Source organism: Nonomuraea basaltis (assembly GCF_005893125.1).
GTDB classification, from domain to species: Bacteria; Actinomycetota; Actinomycetes; order Streptosporangiales; family Streptosporangiaceae; genus Nonomuraea; species Nonomuraea basaltis.
Window position 1 is genome coordinate 16,575 of sequence record NZ_VCJS01000089.1, and the last position, 19,887, is coordinate 36,461.

Annotated in this window: 16 protein-coding genes; 7 read left to right on the forward strand and 9 right to left on the reverse strand. The window is 71.1% G+C overall.

The features are described from left to right. Window positions 1-106: 106 nt before the first annotated feature. Window positions 107-736 carry a TetR/AcrR family transcriptional regulator gene (locus tag EJK15_RS34540; RefSeq protein ID WP_171074696.1) on the reverse strand — a complete coding sequence of 210 codons (630 nt, stop codon included), beginning with the start codon at window positions 734-736 and terminating at the stop codon, window positions 107-109. A gap of 69 nt (window positions 737-805) precedes the next feature. Between EJK15_RS34540 and EJK15_RS34545 the strand changes: the two genes are divergently transcribed. Continuing rightward, the gene (locus EJK15_RS34545; protein ID WP_138714678.1) at window positions 806-1,408 is read left to right on the forward strand and encodes a hypothetical protein; all 603 of its coding nucleotides are present in this window, start codon (window positions 806-808) and stop codon (window positions 1,406-1,408) included. Window positions 1,409-1,619: 211 nt separating this feature from the next. Here EJK15_RS34545 and EJK15_RS71085 read toward each other — a convergent pair whose 3' ends face one another. The 5 genes from EJK15_RS71085 to EJK15_RS34565 all read right to left on the reverse strand — a co-directional run bounded on the left by EJK15_RS71085 (window position 1,620) and on the right by EJK15_RS34565 (window position 5,686). After that, window positions 1,620-1,784: a hypothetical protein gene (locus tag EJK15_RS71085; protein WP_171074697.1), complete on the reverse strand. Its 165-nt coding sequence runs from the start codon at window positions 1,782-1,784 to the stop codon at window positions 1,620-1,622. 63 nt (window positions 1,785-1,847) lie between these two features. Then, window positions 1,848-2,117 carry a WhiB family transcriptional regulator gene (locus EJK15_RS34550; protein WP_043630546.1) on the reverse strand — a complete coding sequence of 90 codons (270 nt, stop codon included), beginning with the start codon at window positions 2,115-2,117 and terminating at the stop codon, window positions 1,848-1,850. 126 nt (window positions 2,118-2,243) lie between these two features. After that, the gene (locus EJK15_RS34555) at window positions 2,244-2,513 is read right to left on the reverse strand and encodes a hypothetical protein (protein ID WP_138714679.1); all 270 of its coding nucleotides are present in this window, start codon (window positions 2,511-2,513) and stop codon (window positions 2,244-2,246) included. Between the two features lie 126 nt (window positions 2,514-2,639). Further along, complete coding sequence (gene tesB, locus EJK15_RS34560; RefSeq protein ID WP_138714680.1) at window positions 2,640-3,509, reverse strand: acyl-CoA thioesterase II; 870 nt, start codon at window positions 3,507-3,509, stop codon at window positions 2,640-2,642. Window positions 3,510-3,649: 140 nt separating this feature from the next. After that, window positions 3,650-5,686, reverse strand: coding sequence for an ATP-dependent DNA helicase UvrD2 (locus EJK15_RS34565; protein ID WP_138714681.1), 2,037 nt, complete (start codon window positions 5,684-5,686; stop codon window positions 3,650-3,652). A 152-nt stretch (window positions 5,687-5,838) separates the two neighbouring features. Between EJK15_RS34565 and EJK15_RS34570 the strand changes: the two genes are divergently transcribed. Both EJK15_RS34570 and EJK15_RS34575 read left to right on the forward strand, forming a co-directional pair. Beyond that, window positions 5,839-6,744, forward strand: a complete 906-nt coding sequence (locus EJK15_RS34570; protein WP_240777397.1) for an alpha/beta hydrolase — start codon at window positions 5,839-5,841, stop codon at window positions 6,742-6,744. 83 nt (window positions 6,745-6,827) lie between these two features. Then, window positions 6,828-7,076 (forward strand): glutaredoxin domain-containing protein, encoded by a 249-nt coding sequence (locus EJK15_RS34575; RefSeq protein WP_138714683.1) that lies wholly within the window; start codon window positions 6,828-6,830, stop codon window positions 7,074-7,076. On the opposite strand, the gene nudC is transcribed toward EJK15_RS34575, so the two are convergent. After that, a complete protein-coding gene (gene nudC, locus EJK15_RS34580) occupies window positions 7,073-8,044 on the reverse strand; it encodes an NAD(+) diphosphatase (protein WP_138714684.1) in 972 nt (323 codons plus the stop codon). The genes EJK15_RS34575 and nudC overlap by 4 nt on opposite strands. Before the next feature lie 143 nt (window positions 8,045-8,187). Between nudC and EJK15_RS34585 the strand changes: the two genes are divergently transcribed. Genes EJK15_RS34585 through EJK15_RS34600 form a run of 4 tightly spaced genes read left to right on the forward strand, consistent with a single transcriptional unit; the run spans window position 8,188 to window position 13,402 of the window. Continuing rightward, entirely contained in the window at window positions 8,188-9,330 is a 1,143-nt protein-coding gene (locus tag EJK15_RS34585; protein WP_138714685.1) for an ATP-grasp domain-containing protein, read from the forward strand. After that, window positions 9,327-10,814 carry an IucA/IucC family protein gene (locus EJK15_RS34590; RefSeq protein WP_138714686.1) on the forward strand — a complete coding sequence of 496 codons (1,488 nt, stop codon included), beginning with the start codon at window positions 9,327-9,329 and terminating at the stop codon, window positions 10,812-10,814. Before EJK15_RS34585 ends, EJK15_RS34590 begins: the two co-directional genes overlap by 4 nt. Beyond that, the gene (locus tag EJK15_RS34595; RefSeq protein ID WP_138714687.1) at window positions 10,815-12,338 is read left to right on the forward strand and encodes an IucA/IucC family protein; all 1,524 of its coding nucleotides are present in this window, start codon (window positions 10,815-10,817) and stop codon (window positions 12,336-12,338) included. Then, window positions 12,335-13,402 carry a type III PLP-dependent enzyme domain-containing protein gene (locus EJK15_RS34600; RefSeq protein WP_138714688.1) on the forward strand — a complete coding sequence of 356 codons (1,068 nt, stop codon included), beginning with the start codon at window positions 12,335-12,337 and terminating at the stop codon, window positions 13,400-13,402. Before EJK15_RS34595 ends, EJK15_RS34600 begins: the two co-directional genes overlap by 4 nt. Here the strand turns inward: EJK15_RS34600 and EJK15_RS34605 are convergent. After that, the gene (locus EJK15_RS34605) at window positions 13,362-16,640 is read right to left on the reverse strand and encodes an ATP-dependent helicase (protein ID WP_138714689.1); all 3,279 of its coding nucleotides are present in this window, start codon (window positions 16,638-16,640) and stop codon (window positions 13,362-13,364) included. The genes EJK15_RS34600 and EJK15_RS34605 overlap by 41 nt on opposite strands. After that, on the reverse strand, window positions 16,634-19,738 hold the full coding sequence (locus EJK15_RS34610) for an ATP-dependent helicase (protein WP_171074699.1): 3,105 nt from the start codon (window positions 19,736-19,738) through the stop codon (window positions 16,634-16,636). Before EJK15_RS34610 ends, EJK15_RS34605 begins: the two co-directional genes overlap by 7 nt. Between the last annotated feature and the right edge of the window lie 149 nt (window positions 19,739-19,887).

A 19,887-nucleotide genomic window follows, 5' to 3' on the forward strand; every position in this document is an offset into this window, starting at 1 on the left:
ACCTGCCGAGCTTGCTGCCCTTCACTGCGCCACCGGTCCTTGAGCGGTCCCTTCGTTGAGCGCGCTATGCCACAGGAACCTCTCCGGCGGTCGTCGCAGGCAGTGGTCAGGCGAGGCCGGAGAGCAGGGCGTTGACGCCGTCGGTGAGCACGCGTTCGCCTTCCTCTCGTGAATCCAGGAACCAGCCGGGGAGCGGGCTGCGGAGTGAGCAGGTGAGCTCGATGCTGACGATGCCGTGGATCGTGGTCCACACCAGGTAGGCCGCGCGTACGGGGTCGATCGACCTGATGAGGTGCGCTTCGGCCGCTGCCGAGGTGGCCTGGGTGAGCACGGTGAAGGTCAGGCCGAGGGCGTCGTGCCGTTGCTCGGGTGAGGGGTCGAAGTCGGGGAGCGGGCGCTCGAACATCAGGGCGTAGAGGGCGGGATCCGACAGCGCGAACTGTCTGTAGCCATGCGCCACCGCCATGATCCGGGCCAGCGGGTCCGTCTGGCCGTTCAGCGAGGTGGTCATCGCCTCATGGAGGATGCTGAAGCCGTACCGGTAGATCGCTTCCAGCAGGCCGGTGCGGCCGCCGAAACAGGTGTAGATGCCCATCGTGGAGGTTCCGGCGGCGTCCGCCACTCGGCGGAGTGTCAGGTGGAGTGCTCCGTGTTCGCGAAGGACGTACATGGCCGCGTGGAGCAGGTCCTGGCGCAGCGCGCCGAGTTCTTTCGGGATGGTTACGTCTCTCGGCACCCTCTCACCATATCGGGCGATAACGAGCATCATAACGAGCGTTATCACCGAGAGAAGGGGCTTTTCGACATGCGGGTCTATCGGGTCACTGCGGCGGCGGGGTTCGCCTGCGCCCTGCTGCTCGTGGTCAATTCCGCCAGGCGTGCCGGGTTCCTGGCGGAGACGGCACTCACGCACGCCATCGCACCGTTCGCGGCACTGACGGGCTTACTCGCGATCACCGGCATCTACCTGCTCATTCGCGGTACGGCCGGCGGGCTCGGGCTCGTCGGATATGTACTCAACTCGGCGGGGCTGGCCGGGGCGTTCGCGATCGAGTACATCCTCCACTTCGTCTTCCCGTACCTCGGCGGGGGCACGGTGAGCGCGCTGCTGGCCGGGGGGACGGGTCGGGCGTTCCTGGTCACGTCGGTCGCTCTGGTGCTGGGGGTGCTGACGTTCAGTGCGGCGGCGATCCGGAGCAGGGCGATGCCTGTTGCGGCGGTGGTGCTGTACGCCGCGGGGATGATCCCCGGGTCGCTGCGGAACGTGATGCCGCTGCCGGTCTATCTGGGCGGGCTGGTGCTGGCGGGGGTCGGGGTCGCCTGGATGGCGGCGCGGCTCTGGTCGGCGGAGGAGGATCCCGTCGCCGTCGCCCGCCCAGTGAGGAGGGGTGTAACGCCCACGGCCTAGGACCCGGGGCTGCCAATGGCGGGGGCGCGAGGTGATCTGGCTCGTGCAGCGGCGCGCAAGGCGGGCCTTCCGTTGTGGTGCGGATATCGCTGTCGGTGGACGAGCTGTCGGTGGCGGGTGGTCTGGGCAAGGGAAGAGCCGGGCGCTGGTTGCGCCCGGCTCTTTACGGGGTCTCGTGGGAGATCCTGCGCCGGCGGCAGGACCTCCCCGATCAGAGCTGCTGGCTCAGGGCCTTGCGAAGGCGGTCGTTCGCCTTCTGGACCTCGCGCCGTGCCCGCTGCACGCGGCTGACGCGCAGTGCGAGGCGCTGCTCCTCCGCCTCGCGATGGAGGGTTTGTATTCGGTCATTTACCAGGTCATGGATGAGATCAGACACTGTAAGGCTCCTCGACGGGTTAGTTCTCATTGGTTTTCGCTTTCTTGCTCGTAGGTGCGGTGTTCAGGCAGCGACCGGGTGCTTGCGGGGACGCCCGCGCGGACGCTTGCGGGGAACGACCGTTCCCCGGAGGATCAGTTCGCCACCCCAGACCCCCCACGGCTCCTCGCGCTCGAGCGCGCGGTCGAGGCAGGCCTTCTGGATCGGGCAGCCGCCGCAGAGCGCCTTCGCGAACTCCACGTCCTCCGGCGACTCGGCGAACCACAGGTCGGGGTCGGTACGACAGGGGATCTTGGCTTCGTCGATCAGGTCCATGATCGTCTTGGCCCCCATCTGCTTCTCCTTTTGATCGATCTTTTTGATCTGGGTCGGGCACCTCGTAGGTGGGTCGGGGATCACGGACAAACAAGAAGGCCGCGGATCCTGTGTGCGGATCCGCGGCCTGGAGGCTGTTGCCGGTCAGGTTATGACCGGTGTATCCCTCCAGGGTTGCGGACCGCGCAGTCCACCCTTGTGGAGCTGGTTGGCCGGCAGTTCGATACGTGCGGTGTAGACAGGAGCGCCTTGCGCCACGGCGGTACCGAAGTGAGCGCGCGCATAGAAGGCGGGGGCCTGGCTACGGAAGGCAGACTTCTCCTGCCGCAGCTTGGCCGGCCCATCGACGAGCCTCACCGAGTCACGGCATGCGGAAGCGAGCCACTGCGTGGCCGACATCTTGATGCTGATCACCGGGGCTCACCTCCACTCTCTAGATCGTCGGAACAGGAGTGTCCGACTCGCATGACCATGACCCTAAACCGGGAACGCAGGAACCGGCAACATATTTTCTACCAGCGATTTCGTTACATAAGACAACTACTTCAGCGGGCGAATCATGGCCTCTTGGACGACAGAAACCACGAGATCACCCGACGCAGTGAACATCTCACCGCGCGCTAGTCCCCGCGCGCCCGCGGACCACGGGGACGCCTGAGCGTAGAGCAGCCAGTCGTCGGCCCTGAAGGGGCCGTGGAACCACATGGCGTGGTCCAGCGAAGCGCCCATGATGTTGGACACGCCCCAGGCCATGCCATGTGCCAGCAGTACCGTGTCGACCAGTGTGAAGTCCGAGGCGTACGCGGCCAGCACCACGTGCAGCAGCGGGTCGTCGGGCAGCTCGGCGTGGTAGCGGAACCACACGTTCGTCTCGGCGCTGCGCAGCTCGGGCTTCTGGTGCGCCTCCCAGGTCAGCGGCGAGGCGTACCTGGCGTCCACCGGCCGGGGACGCGACAGCCAGTCGCGGAATTCTGGGTGGTCGCCGACGAGCTCGTACATCCGGTCCTGGAACGTGGGCAGCGTCTCGGGATCCGGAACAGCGGGCATCACGGACGCCTGATGCGCCACGCCCTCCTCGGCGATGTGGAACGACGCCGACATCGTGAAGATCGCCTTGCCGTGCTGCACCGCGACGACCCTGCGGGTACTGAACGAGCGTCCGTCGCGCACCCGCTCCACGTTGTAGACGATCGGGATCGACGGGTCGCCCGGGCGGATGAAGTAGGCGTGGAGGGAGTGCACGTTGCGGTCCTTGGTGACCGTACGGCCGGCCGCGACCAGGGCCTGCGCCGCCACCTGACCGCCGAAGACACGTTGGATGCGCTCCTCCGGGCTCCTTCCCCGGAAGATGTCCAGCTCGATCTGCTCCAGGTCGAGCAGATCCAGCAGTTCCTTCAGCGCCTCGTTCACGTGTCCGTCCCCCTTGTGCTTTCCGATCCTTGGACAAGTCTGACGTGTGGCCGTTTCCTCCCCAAGTGGGGCCAGGCTTTGTTCGATGATTCCGGGTCGCGGTTTCGCGGCTGTTACGGGGTGCGGCAGTCGGCTACGTGTTAAGGGGTGCGGCAGAGGGCCAGGACGGCCGCGCCGTAGCGGTCGATCTTCACGCGGCCGATGCCGGCGATCGACAGCAGCTCCTGCTCCGTCGTCGGCGCCCGCTCCGCGATCGCCTGCAGCGTCACGTCCGTGAAGACGACGTACGGCGGGACCTTTGCCTCCTTGGCGGTGGCCGTGCGCCACGCCTTCAGCCGCTCCAGCAGCGCCTCGTCGTAGTCCGCCGGGCAGGTGGCGCACCGGCCCAGCTTCTGCTCGGCCGCCGCCACCAGCGTCTTCGCGCAGACGCGGCAGCTGACCGGGGCGGCCATCGTACGGCGCTCGCGGGTCGGCGCCGCCACGCGCGGCGGGTTGGAGACGCGGCCGGTGAGGCCGTCGAGGAAGCGGGACGGGCGGCGGCTCTTGCGCCCGCCCGGGGCGCGGGCGAGCGCCCAGGAGAGGGACAGGTGCTCGCGAGCCCGGGTGATGCCCACGTAGAGAAGGCGGCGTTCCTCCTCGATCTGCTCCGGGGTCTCCGCGTAGATGATCGGGAGCATGCCGTCGGTGAGGCCGACGAGGAACACGGCGTCCCATTCCAGGCCCTTGGCGGCGTGCAGGGAGGCCAGGGTGACGCCCTCCACGGGCGGGGCGTGCTGCTCGGAGGCCCGGCGTTCCAGCTCGGCCACGTACGCCGGCAGGCCGGCGCCGTCGGCGGCCATGTCCTCGGACAGGTCGGCCAGGGCCTTCAGTGACTCCCACTTCTCCCGGGCCTTGCCGCCGCCGGGCGGGGACGGGGTCAGGCCGACGCCCGCGAGGATGTGGTGCACCTCGGAGGCCAGCGGCTCGCCGGTCGCCGAGCGGGCGGCGCCGCGCAGCAGGACGACCGCCTGGCGTACCTCGGGGCGTTCGAAGAAGCGCTCGGCGCCGCGCAGGACGTACGGGATCTCGGCCTTGGCCAGGGCCTCCTCGTACGCCGCCGACTGGGAGTTGACGCGGAACAGGACCGCGATCTCGCGCGAGAGCACGCCCTTGTCGAGGAGCTTCCTGATGGCCCTGGCCACTCCGGCGGCCTCGGCCGGCTCGTCGTCGTAGTCGGCGAAAGCCGGCCTGGGGCCGTCCGGGCGCTGGGCGACCAGCTCCAGGCGGTGCGGCGACCTGCTCTTGGCGATCACCAGGTTGGCCAGGTCGACCACCTGCGGGGTCGAGCGGTAGTCGCGGACCAGCTTGATGACGGCGGCCTGCGGATGCTCCACCGCGAACCCGGTCAGGTAGCGCGGGCTGGCGCCGGTGAAGGAGTAGATCGTCTGGTTGGGGTCGCCGACCACGCAGATGTCGTCGCGGCCACCGAGCCAGGTGTCGAGCAGGAGCTTCTGCAGCGGGTTGACGTCTTGGTACTCGTCGACCACGAAATAGCGGTATTGCTGGCGGACCTGCGCCGCCACCTCCTGGTGCTCGGTCATCACGGCCGCGGTCAACTCGAGGATGGTCTCGAAGTCGACCAGGTGGCGATCGCGCCTGATCTGCTCGTAGGCCTCGTAGAGCCGGGCGATCTCCTCCGGCGGCGAGGGAGGCGTGCGGTGGTGCTTGGCCGCGGCGGCCACGTAGTCCTCGTGGCCGATCTGGGTGACCTTGGCCCACTCGATCTCGGAGGCGATGTCCCGCAGCTCGGACCGATCCGCATTTTTCCGGATCAGGCGGCAGGCCTCCGACAGCACCGGCAGCTTCGACTCGATGACCGAGGGCGCCGCGCCGCCGATCACCCGTGGCCAGAAGTAGGTGAGCTGACGCAGCGCGGCGGCGTGGAAGGTGCGGGCCTGCACGCCGGGCGCCCCGAGCGCGCGCAGCCGCTGACGCAGCTCCCCCGCCGCCCGGGTGGTGAACGTCACAGCGAGCACGCTCTGTGCGTCGACGACCCCGCTGCGCACCGCGTACGCGATCCGGTGGGTGATCGCCCTGGTCTTGCCCGTGCCCGCGCCGGCGAGCACGCACACGGGGCCGCGCACGGCCGCGGCCACTTCGCGCTGCTCAGGGTCCAGACCGATCAGGACGTCGTCCACATTTGTCACCTGTTCATCTTCTCAGTACTGGCGGCCAAGGACGTTATTCTGGCAACATGCGGGCTCTCGTATATTCGTAGTCAACGAGGTGCAAAGACCTGGTCTCTTCCCCCACAATGGGGCCGACCATCTGTATGGGGGAAAGGAAGGCCGTGCGAACTGCGGTATACGCGGGCGCTCTCGCGCTCGCTGCCGTTGTGCTCACACCCGTCGCCGCGACCGCGACGACGAAGGAGCCGACACCTGCCCCTACGGTGAGCAACCCGGTGAGCTCCGACGGAATCGGCGGCCTGAGCCTGGAGACCGTCGCGTACGGCACACACCGGCGCCAGCAGATGGACGTCTGGTGGACCCCCGACGGCATGCAGCGGCCCGGCGTCTTCCTGATCCACGGCGGCTGGTGGTCGAGCGGCGACAAGCGGTACATGAAGGAGATCACCCGTAGCTACGCCGAGCTCGGCTACACGGTCTTCAACCTCAACTACCGCCTGTCCGGCGACGCGCCCTGGCCCGCACAACGCACGGACGCGCTGGCCGCGATCGCGTCGGCGCGCAAGCACGCCGACCGGTGGGCGTTCGACCCGAGCAACTACGTGGTGGTCGGCTTCTCCGCCGGCGGCCACATCGCGGCGGCCGCCGGCACCTACGGCGACGGCGTCAGCGGTCTCAAGGGCGTGGTGGGCCTGTCGCCGATCATCTCCCCGCTGCGGGCTTACTCCGACGGCGAGAAGACCACGGACCCCGACAAGATCAGGCTGCGCACGGCCGCGATCCGGCTGGCCGGCGGCTGCGCCCCCAAGGGCAAGTGCTCGCGGGTCTGGGCCAGCATGGAGGTGGCCTGGCACGCCAGCCGCAACGACGCGCCGATGCTGGCCATCCACTCGCAGGACGAGTTCGTGCCGCCGGTGCAGAGCCAGTTGCTCAAGCAGATGCTCGGTCAGGTGGGCGTGCCGGTGACGGTGCTCACCCAGCCGGGGACCAACCACAGCGCGCCCCTCTACCGGGAGCCCGGCGTCGCCGAGCGCGTGCAGACGTGGATCTCCGAGCGCATCGGGTAAGACCTGTTGACCGCGGGATTACGCAGGCACTTCGGGTTGTTGCACGGAGCGCCTGATTTCCTGACTCTGGAGGATCACCAAACATGGCGCTCACGGTCTACAGCACCACGTGGTGCGGCCCATGCAAGCGGCTGAAGTCCCAGCTGGCCCGCGAGGGCATCATCTTCGACGAGATCGACATCGAGCGCGACGCGTCGGCGGCCGAGTTCGTGATGAGCGTCAACAACGGCAACCAGACGGTGCCGACCGTGGTGATCGAAACTCCGAAAGGCCGCGTCGTGCGGACGAACCCGTCCGCACGCGAGGTCAAGGCCCTGCTCGAAGCGGCCTAGCCACCGGGCAGCTCGCCGCCGTACCAGGTCTCGATCAGGCGGCGGGCTATCGACACGGGCGGCGGCAGGCGCAGCTCGCCGGACTCCAGCGCCGCCGCCAGCTCCTCTCGTGAATACCAGCGGGCCTCGGCGATCTCGTCCGCGTCCGGTGTGAGCGCGGTCGAGGTCGCCTCCGCGAAGAAGCCGAGCATGAGGCTGCGCGGGAACGGCCACGGCTGGCTGCCCAGGTAGCGGGGGCTGACGACGGTGACGCCGACCTCCTCCGCGACCTCGCGGACGACGGCGTGCTCCAGTGACTCCCCCGGCTCCACGAACCCCGCCAGGATCGACAGCCGTCCCTTCGGCCACTGGGGGCCGCGGGCGAGCAGGCAGCGATCGTTCTCGTCGCGGACCAGCATGATCACGGCGGGGTCGACGCGCGGGAAGTGCTGGCTGGCGTCCTGCGGGCAGACGCGGATGTGGCCGCCCGCCTGGACGGTGGTGCGGGTGCCGCAGCGCGGGCAGTATTCGTGGGTCGCGTGCCAGGCCTCCAGCGCCACGGCGTAGACCAGCAGGCCCGCGTCGCGGTCGCCGAGCAGGCCGCCGACCTGGCGCAGCCCGGCCGCCACCGGCTTGCCCTCGGGGGTGTCGCCCAGCTTCATCGCGAACGTCACACGGCCGTTGAGCTCGCCCTTGGTCACGCCGGGCAGCGGCGCGGCCACCGCGAAGTAGGCGACTCCGTCCTCCACGCCCAGCAGGAAGCGCGGTCCCGGTGGCGCGTCCGCGGGGGTGAACAGCACCGCCCGCACCTCATCGCCCGCCCGCCGCACGAGCGTGTGACCGTCGTCGATCACCAGCACTCTTGTCGTGGGGTCGGACCAGGCCTGCTCCAGCCACCCGTCGTCGGCGCGCAGCGCCGAGGACCTGTCGATGGTGCCGCGCGCCAGCAGCAGTGGTCCGATCAGTTGCTCTTCCGCGGTCGTCTCCACTGGCCGCCCCCTCCCAAATACCATGTCATCCTATGACCTCGCGGTTAGCCGCCGATTAGGGAATCCGGCCCCGGGGTGATCTCGGTACGGCTAAGATCGACGAGTTAGGTTAGCCTTACCTGATTCCCGGGGGTGCCCTCGCGTTGCGGCTCTACCTGACCGCGCTCAAGCCGACCGACTCCGTGACGGACGGCTTCCTGCCCGCGGCCCGCGCGCTGGGCTGCGAGGTGACGATCCTGACCGACCGGCCGGAGCGGCATCCGCACGCGGTGGCGTGCGACGTACGCGATCCGCGTGCCCTGATCGACGCGATCGAGCAGCTGGGCAGGCCGGACGCGATCTTCTCCAACTCCGACCATCTGCAGGCGGAGACCGCGCTGGCCGCGTCCTACTTCGGGTTGCCCGGGAAGGACTGGCGGGCGTGCGTGGCCGCCAAGAACAAGTTCCTGATGCGTCGCAAACTCCTCGAGGCCGGGATCGAGCAGGTCAGGTCGGTGCGGCTCGCGCCCGGCGACCCGGTGCCCGAGGGCTTGCCCTATCCGGTCGTGCTGAAACCTCGTGAGGGCGTGGCCAGCGAGGACGTCCTGCTCGTCGAGCGCGACCTGGCCGGGGCCGTGGCCGAGGTCAGGAAGCGGCGGCAGGGCGAGGCGCTGGTCGTGGAGGAGTACCTCGAAGGGCCGCTGCGGACGCTCGAAACGCTGGGCGACGGGAGCGAGGTGCGGGTGCTCGGCGGGTTCGAGACGACGTTGGGGGCGCTGCCGTACTTCGTCGAGGAGCGGCTCGACTGGGCGCCGCCGCAGGACGCGGGGCGGGAGCACGTGCTGGGGGCGTTGCGGGCTCTTGGGGCCGGGTTCGGGGCCTGTCACACCGAGTACGTCCTCACCGCCGGCGGGCCGCGCGTCATCGAGGTGAACTACCGGGTGGTCGGGGACCACTGCGACTTTCTGCTGGGGGACGTGCTGCGGGTGCCGCTGTTCGAGTGGATCCTGCGGGTGCATCTCGGCGAGCGGCTGCCTGCCATGCCATCGGCGGCCGGGCACGGGAGTGCGGTCAGTCTCGTCGCCGACCGGGCCGGGACGATCAAGGAAGCGCCCGGAAGCGAATTCGAGGTTCGGGGTGATGTGCGGGTGTGGCATCGGCCGTTGCGGGACGTGGGGGACGTCGTTTCGCTCACCCATACGAACCGGGATTATCTGGGAGTCATCCGGGCCGTCGGGCCGGATCGGGCGCGGGTGGACGCGGCCGTGGAGGAGTACCGGGCCGCGCGGCCGTGGGTGATCGAATGAGCGATCGGGAGGCTTATCTGGCCGCCCGGGTGCTGAACGCCCTGCTCCGTGAGGACTACGGCGGGCTGGCCGCCCGCGTCACCCGGACCAAGGACGGCGTGGGGGTGCTGCTGGCGGACGGGCGTTGGGTCCGGCTGGCGCCCGGGCTGCTGTTCCAGGACTTCGTGGTGGCGGAGAGCGAGCGGCTGGGGCTGGAGCAGGTGCTGGAGACGCTGGTGGAAGTCGCGGAACCGGCGGACTCGGAGGGGGTGGCGGCCTTCTTCGAGGAGTGCCTGGCGGCGCTGTCGGCTCTTGAGCTGCATGACGCGCATGTGGATGAGGTGCTGGGGCGCGGGCCCTCCTACGAGGCTCTGGCCGCCTTCGTGGATCATCCGGTGTATCCGACCTCTCGGGCGCGGCTGGGGCTGTCCGATGACGAGTTGCCGGCCTATGCGCCGGAGTTCGCGCCCTCGTTCGAGCTGCGGTGGGCAGTGGTGCCGCGTCGTCTGCTCGCGCCGGGCTCCGCCGCGCGACTTCCCGCCGACGCGGCCGTCCGCTACGACATCGCGCCTGATGAAGTGCTGTTCCCGGTGCATCCGCTGGCCGTCGGGGAGGTGCGGAAGATCGACGGGGTGCGGGTGCTGGACGAGGCGCGCCTGACCGTGCGGCCGACGTTGTCGATGCGGACCGTTGAGGTCGGCCCCCGTACCCATCTCAAGCTGCCCCTGCCGATCAGCACCCTGGGCGTGCGGAACCGGCGGTCGATCAAGCCGGGGACGCTGGCCGACGGGGCGAAGGCCGAGCTGCTCTTGCGGGAGCTGGCCGATCCGGACGTGCTGGTGGCCGATGAGCAGACCTATGCCCATGCCGGGCACGAGTTCCTCGCGTGGATGGTCAGGCGGCTGCCCGAAGGGAAGATCGTGCCGGTGGCCGCGCTGACCGCGCCCGGGGTGCTCGGCGAGGTCGGGGACGTCATCCCCGAATATCTGCGGCTGCTGCTGCGGTGGAACGTGCGGCTGTTCGTGCGGTACGGGGTCGCGCTGGAGGCGCACCAGCAGAACCTGGCCCTGGTTCTGCGGAGAGACCGCATGAAGCTGCTGGTCAAGGACAACGACGGACTGCTGGTGTCCCCGGCCAGACTGCGCGCGGCCGGGGTCGAGGTGCCGGCGTTCGCCGACGAGCGGATGCTGAACGACGACCCGCACGCGCTGGCCGACGTCTTCGTGACCATCACGCTGCACCTGGCCGCCGCGGCCGTGGCGTTCGGGGCGCTGCCGCACGCCCGGGCCGCGGCCCTGCTGCGCGACACGCTCGCCGCGGCCCTCGACGAGTACGGAGACGACCCCATGGCCAGGCTCCTGCGCGCCAGGACCCTCGACGCGGCCCGGCTGACCGGCAAGTCCATGGTCACGGCCGGGACCCTCGTGGCCAAGGAACGCTCCGGCGCGCGCGACATCAACAAGTTCTACGGCACCAGCGGCCCCAACTACCTGAGGAGAGCTTGAATGCACGGTCTGGCCATCGAGGCGCCCTCCGCGCTGGCCGAGGAGGCGACGCTGGCGGCCCTGCTGCGCTGCTGCGTGCGGGAGGTGGCCGGGCCGCGCGGCCTGGTGTGGCCGGCGCCGCCGTACCTGCTGCTGCGGGTGGCGGGCACGCTGCTGCGGGCCCGCACGTACGGCGGCGCCGCGCTGCGCTTCGACGGCCCGCCGGAGCGCCTCGAAGGCGGGACCTGGCGGCCGCTGACCACGGACGAGCTGGTCGGGCTCGTCGAGACCGAACTGCAGGGGCACAACGGCGAGTTCGCCGGGCAGGTGGCGGCGAGCAGGGACGCCGTGGCGGCGATCCTGGAAGCCAGGGCCGAGCCGCCCGCGGATCCGTGGCTGGCCTCGGAGCAGTCGCTCGTGTACGGGCACCCGTTCCACCCGAGCCCCAAGGCGCGCGGCGGGGACGGGTGGCTGCGGTACGCGCCCGAGGCGCACGCCGAGTTCCCCGTCAGGCTGCTGGGGGTTCGCGAGGACGTCCTCGCGGAGGAGGGCGATGTCTCGGCCCTGGAGGGGATGGGCCGGGCGCCCGATGGATATCGGCTGCTGCCCGCGCATCCCTGGCAGCTCGACCTGCTGCGGCCCGCGCTCGGCACCGACCTGGTCGACCTGGGGCCGGGGCCGGTCGTGATGCCGACCTCGTCGGTGCGGACGGTGTACGCCCCGGAGGCGGGGGTCTGCCTGAAGTTCTCCCTGGACGTGCGGATCACGAACTGCGTGCGCAAGAACGCCTGGTACGAGCTCGCCGGGGCCGTGGAGCTCACATCCCGCCTTAAGCCCATATTTGATGAAATATCGGTCAAGCACCCCGCCACCCGCTGGCTCCCCGAGCCCGGCTACCGCTCAGCTGCCCTCGGCACCCGGCTCCACGAGGGCCTGGGCGTGATCGTCCGGCAGAGCCCGTGGGCCGCCTGCTCCCCCGGCGTGACCCCGGTGCTGGCCGCCGCCCTCGCCCTGGACGCCCCGGCGCGGGATTCCGTGTGGTGGTCGGCGTACGTGTCGGCGGTGGCGCTGCCGGTGCTGGAGCTGTACTTCACGCACGGCGTCGTACTGGAGCCCCACCTGCAGAACGTCCTGGTCGGGCTGGACGCCTCCGGGATGCCGGCGGAGGCCGTCTTCCGCGACCTGGAGGGCACCAAGCTCGTCGCGGGCCGACACGATCTCGGCGGACTCCATCCTGAGGTCGCCCGGGCGCTCACCTACGACGCCGAGCGCGGCTGGGCCCGCGTCGTCTACTGCCTGCTCGTCAACCACCTCACCGAGATCGCCGCCGCGGTGGCCGGGCAGGACGACGGCCTGCTGCGCGAGCTGTGGCGGATCGCCCGCGGCCTGCTCGCCAAGCACGCCGCCGACCTCGGCTGGCCGCTGCCGCTCTCGGATCTGCTGGCCGGCGCCCCGCTGCCCGCCAAGGCGAACCTGGGCGTGCGGTGGGCCAGGGCGGCCGACCGTGCGGCCGGCTACGTCCCGATCGCGAACCCGCTCGCATGATCCCCGCCCGCGTCCAGGACGCCGCATCGGGCTTGACCGCTCCCGCCTACCTCTACGACCTGCCCGCGCTGGAGGCACACGTCGCGGCCGTGCGGCAGGCGCTCCCGGGGATCGAGCTGTACTACGCGGTCAAGGCCAACCCGGATGCCGAGCTGCTGCGCGTGCTGGCCGGGCACGTGGACGGGTTCGAGGTGTCGTCGGGGGGCGAGCACGCGCACGTCACGGGCCTGTTCCCGGGTGTTCCCGTGGCGCTCGGCGGGCCCGGGAAGACCGACGCCGAGCTGCGGCTGCCGCACCACCGCATCCACGTCGAGTCACCGAACGAACTGCGCCGCCTCCTCGCCACGGGGCTGGAGGCCGACGTACTGATCAGGGTCAACCCCGACCTGCCGGTCGAGGGAGCGGCGCTCACGATGAGCGGGCCGTTCGGGATGGACGAGGAAGGCGTGAAGGAGTGCCTGCCGCTGTTCGGTGAGCGGGTACGGCTGCGCGGCCTGCACACCCACCTGGCCAGCGGGCTGGACGCCGCCCAGTTGCTGCGGCTGGCGGGGACGCTGCTGGACAACGACCACGAGGAGGTCAATCTGGGCGGGGGCATGGCGGTGTCGTACGAGTCGCCGGAGTCCAGGTTCGACTGGGCCGCGTACGGGGCCGGGCTGGCGGAGCTACGGCGCGGGCGGCGGCTGCGGATCGAGCCGGGCCGGGCGCTGACCGCGTACTGCGGCTACTACGTGACCAGGGTCGTGGATGTGAAGCGGGTGCGCGGCGAGGCGTACGCGATCGTGCTGGGCGGCACCCACCACCTGCGAACGCCCGTGACCAAGGGCCACGACCAGCCGTTCGCGATCCTGCCCACGGGCACGGGGCCGGGCGTGACGGACGAGCCGATCACGTTCGTCGGCCAGCTGTGCACGCCGAAGGACGTTTTCGCCCGAAAAATCGAGACTTCTACTCGAGTTGGGGACATGGTGGTGTTCGAGATGGCCGGGGCCTACGCCTGGAACATCTCGCACCACGACTTCCTCATGCATCCGAAGCCGGCGTTCCACTATCTACGAGCTTGACGCTCTCGATGAGCGCGACCAGGCCGGCGTGGTCGAGCAGGTTCACGGGGCGCACGGTGCGGTTCGCACGGACATAGTGGAAGGCCGCGGCCACCTTCTCCAGCGGCACTCCGGCCAGGTGCGACCAGGCCAGCCGGTACGCCGCGAGCTGCACCGACGCCGCCTTGGCCGCCTTGCCCTTCGGCGGCTGCCCGGTCTTCCAGTCGACGACCTCGTAGCCGCCGTCCGGGAGCTCGAACACGGCGTCCATCCGCCCGCGCACCAGCCGGTCGCCGATCATGGACTCGAACGGCACCTCAAGATCGATCGGCCGCCGGTCGGCCCACTCGCTCTGCTCGAACCGCTCCTGCAGCTCGGCCAGGCGCACGTCGGCCTCTTCCAGCTCGTCGTACAGCTCGATGTCGTCGATCAGCCGCTGCTGCTCCCACCGCGTCTCCAGCCACTTGTGGAACGACGTGCCGCGGCGGGCCAGCGGCGCGGGCTTGACCGGGACGGGACGGCGGATCCTGCGGGCCAGCTCGCGCGGATCGGCGGCCAGCGTGACCAGCGACGACACGGTCAGCTTGGCCGGCAACTCGACGATCGTGGCCGGTCGGCGGCGATGCAGCTCACGCTCGCGCAGCAGCAGGTCCGTGTCCCGCTCCCAGGCGCGCATGCGCTCCTCCTCGTACGCCCGCACCGGCTCGTCCTCCTCGGCGGCGGCCAGCGTGCCGGCCAGGGCGTCCTCGACCAGGCGGGCGCCGTCGAGGACGGACTCGTAGCGCAGCCCCTCGGGCGTGACCGGCCAGACGGCCTCGGCGGGCTCGGCGAGCAGCGGGTTCGTGGCGCCCTCGGCCAGGTCCGCGGCCCAGAACGAGACGCGGTCGGCGGTGTCGCGGATCTCCAGCAGGAAGTCCGACGGCTCCAGCGGCTTGGTGGCGGTGCCCCAGCGGTAGCCGGAGGCGATCAGGTGGTAGTGGGCGCGGGTCACGGCCACGTACGCCAGCCTGCGCTCCTCCATCAGGTCGCGCTCACGGCACTGCTCGTCGAAGACGGCCAGCTCCTCCTTGCTGAGCCCGCTCAGCCTGGGCAGGTCGGCGGCGTCGCCGCGCAGCGTGTACGGGAGCTTGCGCGGGTTCTCCGACCACCGGCTGTTCATGACCGGCGTGGCGGGGAAGATGCTGCCCGTCGCGATCGTCCCCTTCGAGCTGACCAGTTGCGACAGCCCGGGCACGACCACGATCGGCCACTCCAGGCCCTTCGAGGCGTGCACGGTCATCAGCTTGACGCTGTTGCTCTCACCGACCCGGCCGGCCTCCAGGCCGAACTCCTCACTCTCGGCCGCCTGCAGGTAGGCCAGGAACGCCCCAAGCGTCGGATCCTCGGCGTCGCCCGCGAACCTGGACGCCGCGTCCAGGAACGCGTCCAGATCGGCCCGGGCCGCGAACGCGCTCACCGTGCCACTGCGCGCGGCCACCTCGATGTCCAGCCCGAGCCGGCGCTCCACCTCCATGATCAGGTCGGGGAGCGGCTGCGCCGTGTGCGCCCTGAGCTGGCGCAGCTCGTGGGCCAGCGCGACGAGCCTGGTGCGGGCCAGCGGCGAGAACGACTCCAGCCACTCCTCGCGGTCGGGCAGCTCGTCCAGCGCGTCCACCAGGCTGCCGCGCTCCTCCGCCAGGTCGGCCACCACCTGGTCGAGCGGGTCCTCCGCGCGGCCGCTCTCGCTCAGCTCGCGGGCCAGCTCCCTGGCGTGCTCGCCCAGCACCCGCAGGTCGGCGGGGCCGACCCGCCAGCGCGGCCCGGCCAGCAGCCTGGCCAGCGCGTCGCCCGCCGTCGCGTCGTAGAGGACGCGGAGGGTGGCGACGATGTCGTTCACCTCGGGCACGGTCAGCAGGCCGCCGAGCCCGACCACCTCGACCGGGATGTCGCGCTCCTCCAGCGCCCGGCGCAGCGCCGGGAACTGCGACCGCTTCCTGGCCAGGATCGCGACGTCCTGGGGCTGGATGGCGAGGGTCTTCTTGCGCTCCTTCTCGCCCCAGGGCAGGCCGTCAGGAGCGACCTCCTGGCCGAGGATCTTGGCGATGCCGTCGGCGATCCACCTCGCCTCGTCCTCGGCGGTCTCGTGGAAGGCGCAGGTGACGCGGCCCCGGTCGACGCGGTTGGGGCCGGGGACGAGGACGGGGACCTCGCGGGCCTCCATGCGGAGCTGGAGCTGTACGCGGGCGGCGACGTCGAGGACGCGGTCGCCGTTGCGGAAGCTGACGCTGAGCTGGCGTACCGGGGCCGGATCGCCAGCACTTGCCCGGAAATCTCGGGAAAAACGACGAAGGTTGCCTGCGGAGGCGCCGCGCCAGCCATAGATCGACTGGCAGGGGTCGCCGACGGCCGTGACCGGGTGGCCGCCGCCGAACAGGGAGCGGAGCAGGACGAGCTGGGCGTGGCTGGTGTCTTGGTACTCGTCGAGCAGCACCACCGCGTAGCGCGACCGCTCGATCTCGCCCACTTCCTTGTGGTTGGCGGCGATCCTGGCGGCCAGCGACATCTGGTCGCCGTAGTCGATGACCTCACGGCTGCGCTTGAGCCGCTCGTACGCCTCCACCAGCGGCAGCAGCTGCTCCCGCGCCGCCTGGACGGTGAGAGGCCTTCTCTGCGCGAGCGTCGTGCGGCCGCTGAGCAGCGCGAGCCTGTCCCGCAGCCACTCCCCCACCCGCCGCACGTCGGCCGGGCCGCGCAGGTGCTCGGACAGCTCGCCGGCCAGCTCCAGCACGGCGGCCGTGACCGACGGCGGGCCCAGCTCGATCTTGTCCATCGGCCCGTCGTACATCGCCACCACCCGCGAGGCGAGCTGCCACGACACCGCCGGGGTGACCAGCCGCATCGTGGGCTCCAGCCCCTCGCGCAGCGCGTGGTCGGTGACCAGGCGGGCGGCGTAGGCGTGGTACGTGGAGACGGTGGGCTCGTTGTCCAGCGTGCCCGGCTCGACCAGGCCCGCCTCGGCCAGGCCGGTCAGCCGCTCCCTGACCCTGGTGGCCAGCTCGGCGGCGGCCTTGCGGGTGAAGGTCAGGCCCAGGACGTTCTCCGGCTTGACGAGGCCGTTGGCGACCAGCCAGACCACGCGCCCGGCCATGGTCTCGCTCTTGCCGGAGCCCGCGCCGGCCATGACGACCATCGGCTCCAGCGGGGCCTCGATGACCGCGGCCTGCTCGCTCGTAGGGGGGAGGACGCCGAGCTTGCCGGCGAGCTCGACGGGGGTCAGCACACCTGGCCCCCGTTGTCGTTGACCGGGCAGCTCGACCTGGCCACGCACGTACGGCAGCCGTCGTTGACCTTGGCCTGGAAGAACGGGCCCGACATGCCGGTCGCCACCGTGTCGACCAGGTCGCCGGCCCAGCCGGGGTTCTGGTCGTCCGACAGCGCGCCCTGCGCCTGCTCCAGGGCGTCGTTCTTGCCCCCCGCCTTGCCGAGCTGGACCAGCGCGGCGCCGCCCGGCTCGGTCATGCCGTGCCGGGCGAACGCGCCCAGCAGCGCGGCGAGCTGGTAGACCCCGAGCTGCGGATGGCGGTCGAGGTCGCCCGCCTTGGGCTTGGAGCCGCCGGTCTTGAGGTCGATGATCACGGCGCGATTGCCGGAGTCGCGCTCGACCCGGTCCACGCGGCCCTTGATCTGCACACCCTCCGTGACCGTCGCGGTGAACGACTCCTCCAGCGCCACCAGCTCGCGCGGGTTCTCCTTGTGCCAGCGCAGGAACTTGCCGATCATCTGCTCGGCGACCTGGCGCTGCTTGCGGTTGTACCAGGCGCCGCCGAAGTCGAGCTCGTGCCAGATCCGGTCGAGGCGCTCGCCCAGGAGGTCCTCGCTGGGCAGGTCGGTGGCGGCCAGCACGGCGAGGGCATGGATGACGTTGCCCAGGCCCTGCGCGGTGCTGGTGCCCGCCGCTCCGACGGCGGTCTCCAGGAGCCAGCGCAGGCCGCACTTGGTGAAGCTCTCGACCGCCGACGGCGAGATGCTGACGACGCCGTCGGGCCAGCTCAGGGGGCGGTCGTCGGTGATGGGCGTGAGGGCGTACCAGTCGTTGGGGTGGGCGCCCTGGACGCCGGCGGCGGCGAGGCGGGCGAGCTGCTGTGCAGCCTGTTGCCGGATTTTTGCTGATTTAGTGGGATCGGTCACTGCGCTGCGGAGGTCCGCCACCAGCGCGGACATGTTCAGCCAGCGGGCCCGGTCGTCCACGGTGGCGGTCTCCACCGCGCCCGGCATCAGCTCCGACAGGAACCTGGACGGGCGCTCGTCGGTGTCCTCGCCGCCCACGGCCGTCACCACGAGCCGGCGCCTGGCCCTGGTGGCGGCCACGTAGAACAGCCTGCGCTCCTCGGCCAGCAGCTTGGAGGCCAGCGACGCGGCGTTCGGCTTGGCGCCTTCGACCACCTCGACCAGGTCCTCGATGCCCAGCATCGACCCGCGCAGCCGCAGGTCCGGCCAGACCCCCTCCTGTACGCCCGCGACCACCACGACGTCCCATTCGAGGCCCTTGGAGCGGTGGGCCGTCAGCACGCGCACGGCGTCGCCGTCGGGGGCGCGGTCGGCCAGCGTGTCGCCGGGGATCTCCTGGGCGGCCAGGTCGTCGATGAACACCTCGGGGCCCGCCTTCGGCATCCGGTCCACGAATTTGGCGGCCTGGTCGAACAGGGCCACGACGGCGTCCAGATCGCGGTCGGCCTGCGCCCCCCTGGGGCCGCCTCCAAGGCTCAGCTCGGTCCAGCGCCGGGCCAGGCCGCTGGCGTCCCACACGGCCCACAGGAGGTCCTCGGCGGTGCCCTCGTCGCGTACGGACTCCCTGGCGACCGCGAGCAGCTTGGCGACGCGCTCGGCGGGGAGGGCGACGTGGGGCTCGATCCGGGTGAGCTCGCGCGCGTCCCGCACGGCCCCGACGAGCAGCTCACCGGACGAGCGTGCGTCGCCGCCCTCCGACGCCTCGTTTTCGGCGATCTTGAGGGCGCGGCGGAGGCGGCGTACGCCGATCATGTCCGTGCCGCCGAGCGGGCCCGTCAGCAGCTCCTCGGCCACCCCCTCGTCGAGCTGTGCGGCGTCCATCGCGATCTTGAGCATGGTGAGCAGCGGGCGCACGCCCGGCTCCTGGGCGATCGGCACCTCGTCGCCCGCGATCATCGTCGGCACCCCGGCGTTGACCAGCGCGCGGCGCAGCAGCGGCACCTGCCGCTTGGCCGAGCGGACCAGCACCGCCATGCGGTGCCACGGCACGCCGTCGATCAGGTGGGCCCGCCGCAGCGTGTCGGCCACGATCGCGGCCTCCTGGCTGGTGCTGTCGGCCAGGAGCACGCGTACGTCGCCGTCCGGGGTGTCCGGCAGCGGGACCAGGTCCCGGTGATCGTGCCGGTGGTCGAATCCGGGGGCCACGGGGAGCCTGGCGGCGACCCGGCGGGAGGCCTCCAGCAGGCCGGCCCCGCTCCTGCGGCACACGTGCAGGGCCAGCAGCGGCGCGTCGCGGCCGTCGAGGGTCCGGAACCGCTGGGGGAACTTCATGATTCCCTGTACGTCCGCCCCCCTGAACCCGTAGATCGACTGGTCGGGGTCGCCCACCGCCACCAGGTCGCGCCCGTCGCCCGCGAGCTGGGCGAGCAGGGCCTCCTGGGCCGGGTCGGTGTCCTGGTACTCGTCCACGAACACCACGTCGTGCGCCGCCCGCTCCCGCTCGCGCACGTCCGGCCTGGCCAGCAGCGCGGAGGCGGCCCCGATCAGCTCCGCGTAGTCGTAGGTCTCCTCCGGGTCGAGGTCGAACCTGTCCTGGTAGCGCTCGGCGAACCGGCCGGCCGCCACCCAGTCGCTCCGCCCGTGCCGCCTGCCCAGCTCGACCAGCCGCTCGGCGTCGAGCCCGCGCTCGTTGGCCCGCGACAGGAAGTCCCGCAGCTCCTCGGCGAACCCGCGCGTCTTGAGCGGCTCGCGCAGCGACACCGGCCAGTCGAGTGCGCCGTTCTCCAGCTCGCCGTGCAGCAGCCGCCGGATCTCCAGGAGCTGCTCGGGGCCGGTGAGCAGGCGCGGCGGGGCCTTGCCGTCGAGGATCGACTCGCGGCGCAGCAGGGCGTACGCGTAGGAGTGGAAGGTCAGGGCGAGCGGGGTGCGGGTGGTGCGGCGCAGGCGGCCGGTGACGCGCTGGCGCAGCTCCTCGGCGGCCTTGCGGCTGAAGGTCAGGATGAGCACGCGCTCAGGGTCCACGCCGCGGCGCTCGATCCTGTCCACCACGCTCTCCACGATCGTGGTGGTCTTGCCGGTGCCCGGACCTGCGAGGACGAGGAGGGGTCCGCTCTGGTGTTCGACCACGGCACGCTGGTGCTCATCGAGCACAGGGGGCACAACAGGGACGCCGTTGCCACGCCGTACCAACCGCCAGGTCTGACCACTCACAGCACTAGATTCCACCAGACCACAGGGGTAGATCGTGCCGACTTGCCCGGTCTCCCCACGCGATCCGCCTACCGTACTGGGGCAAATCC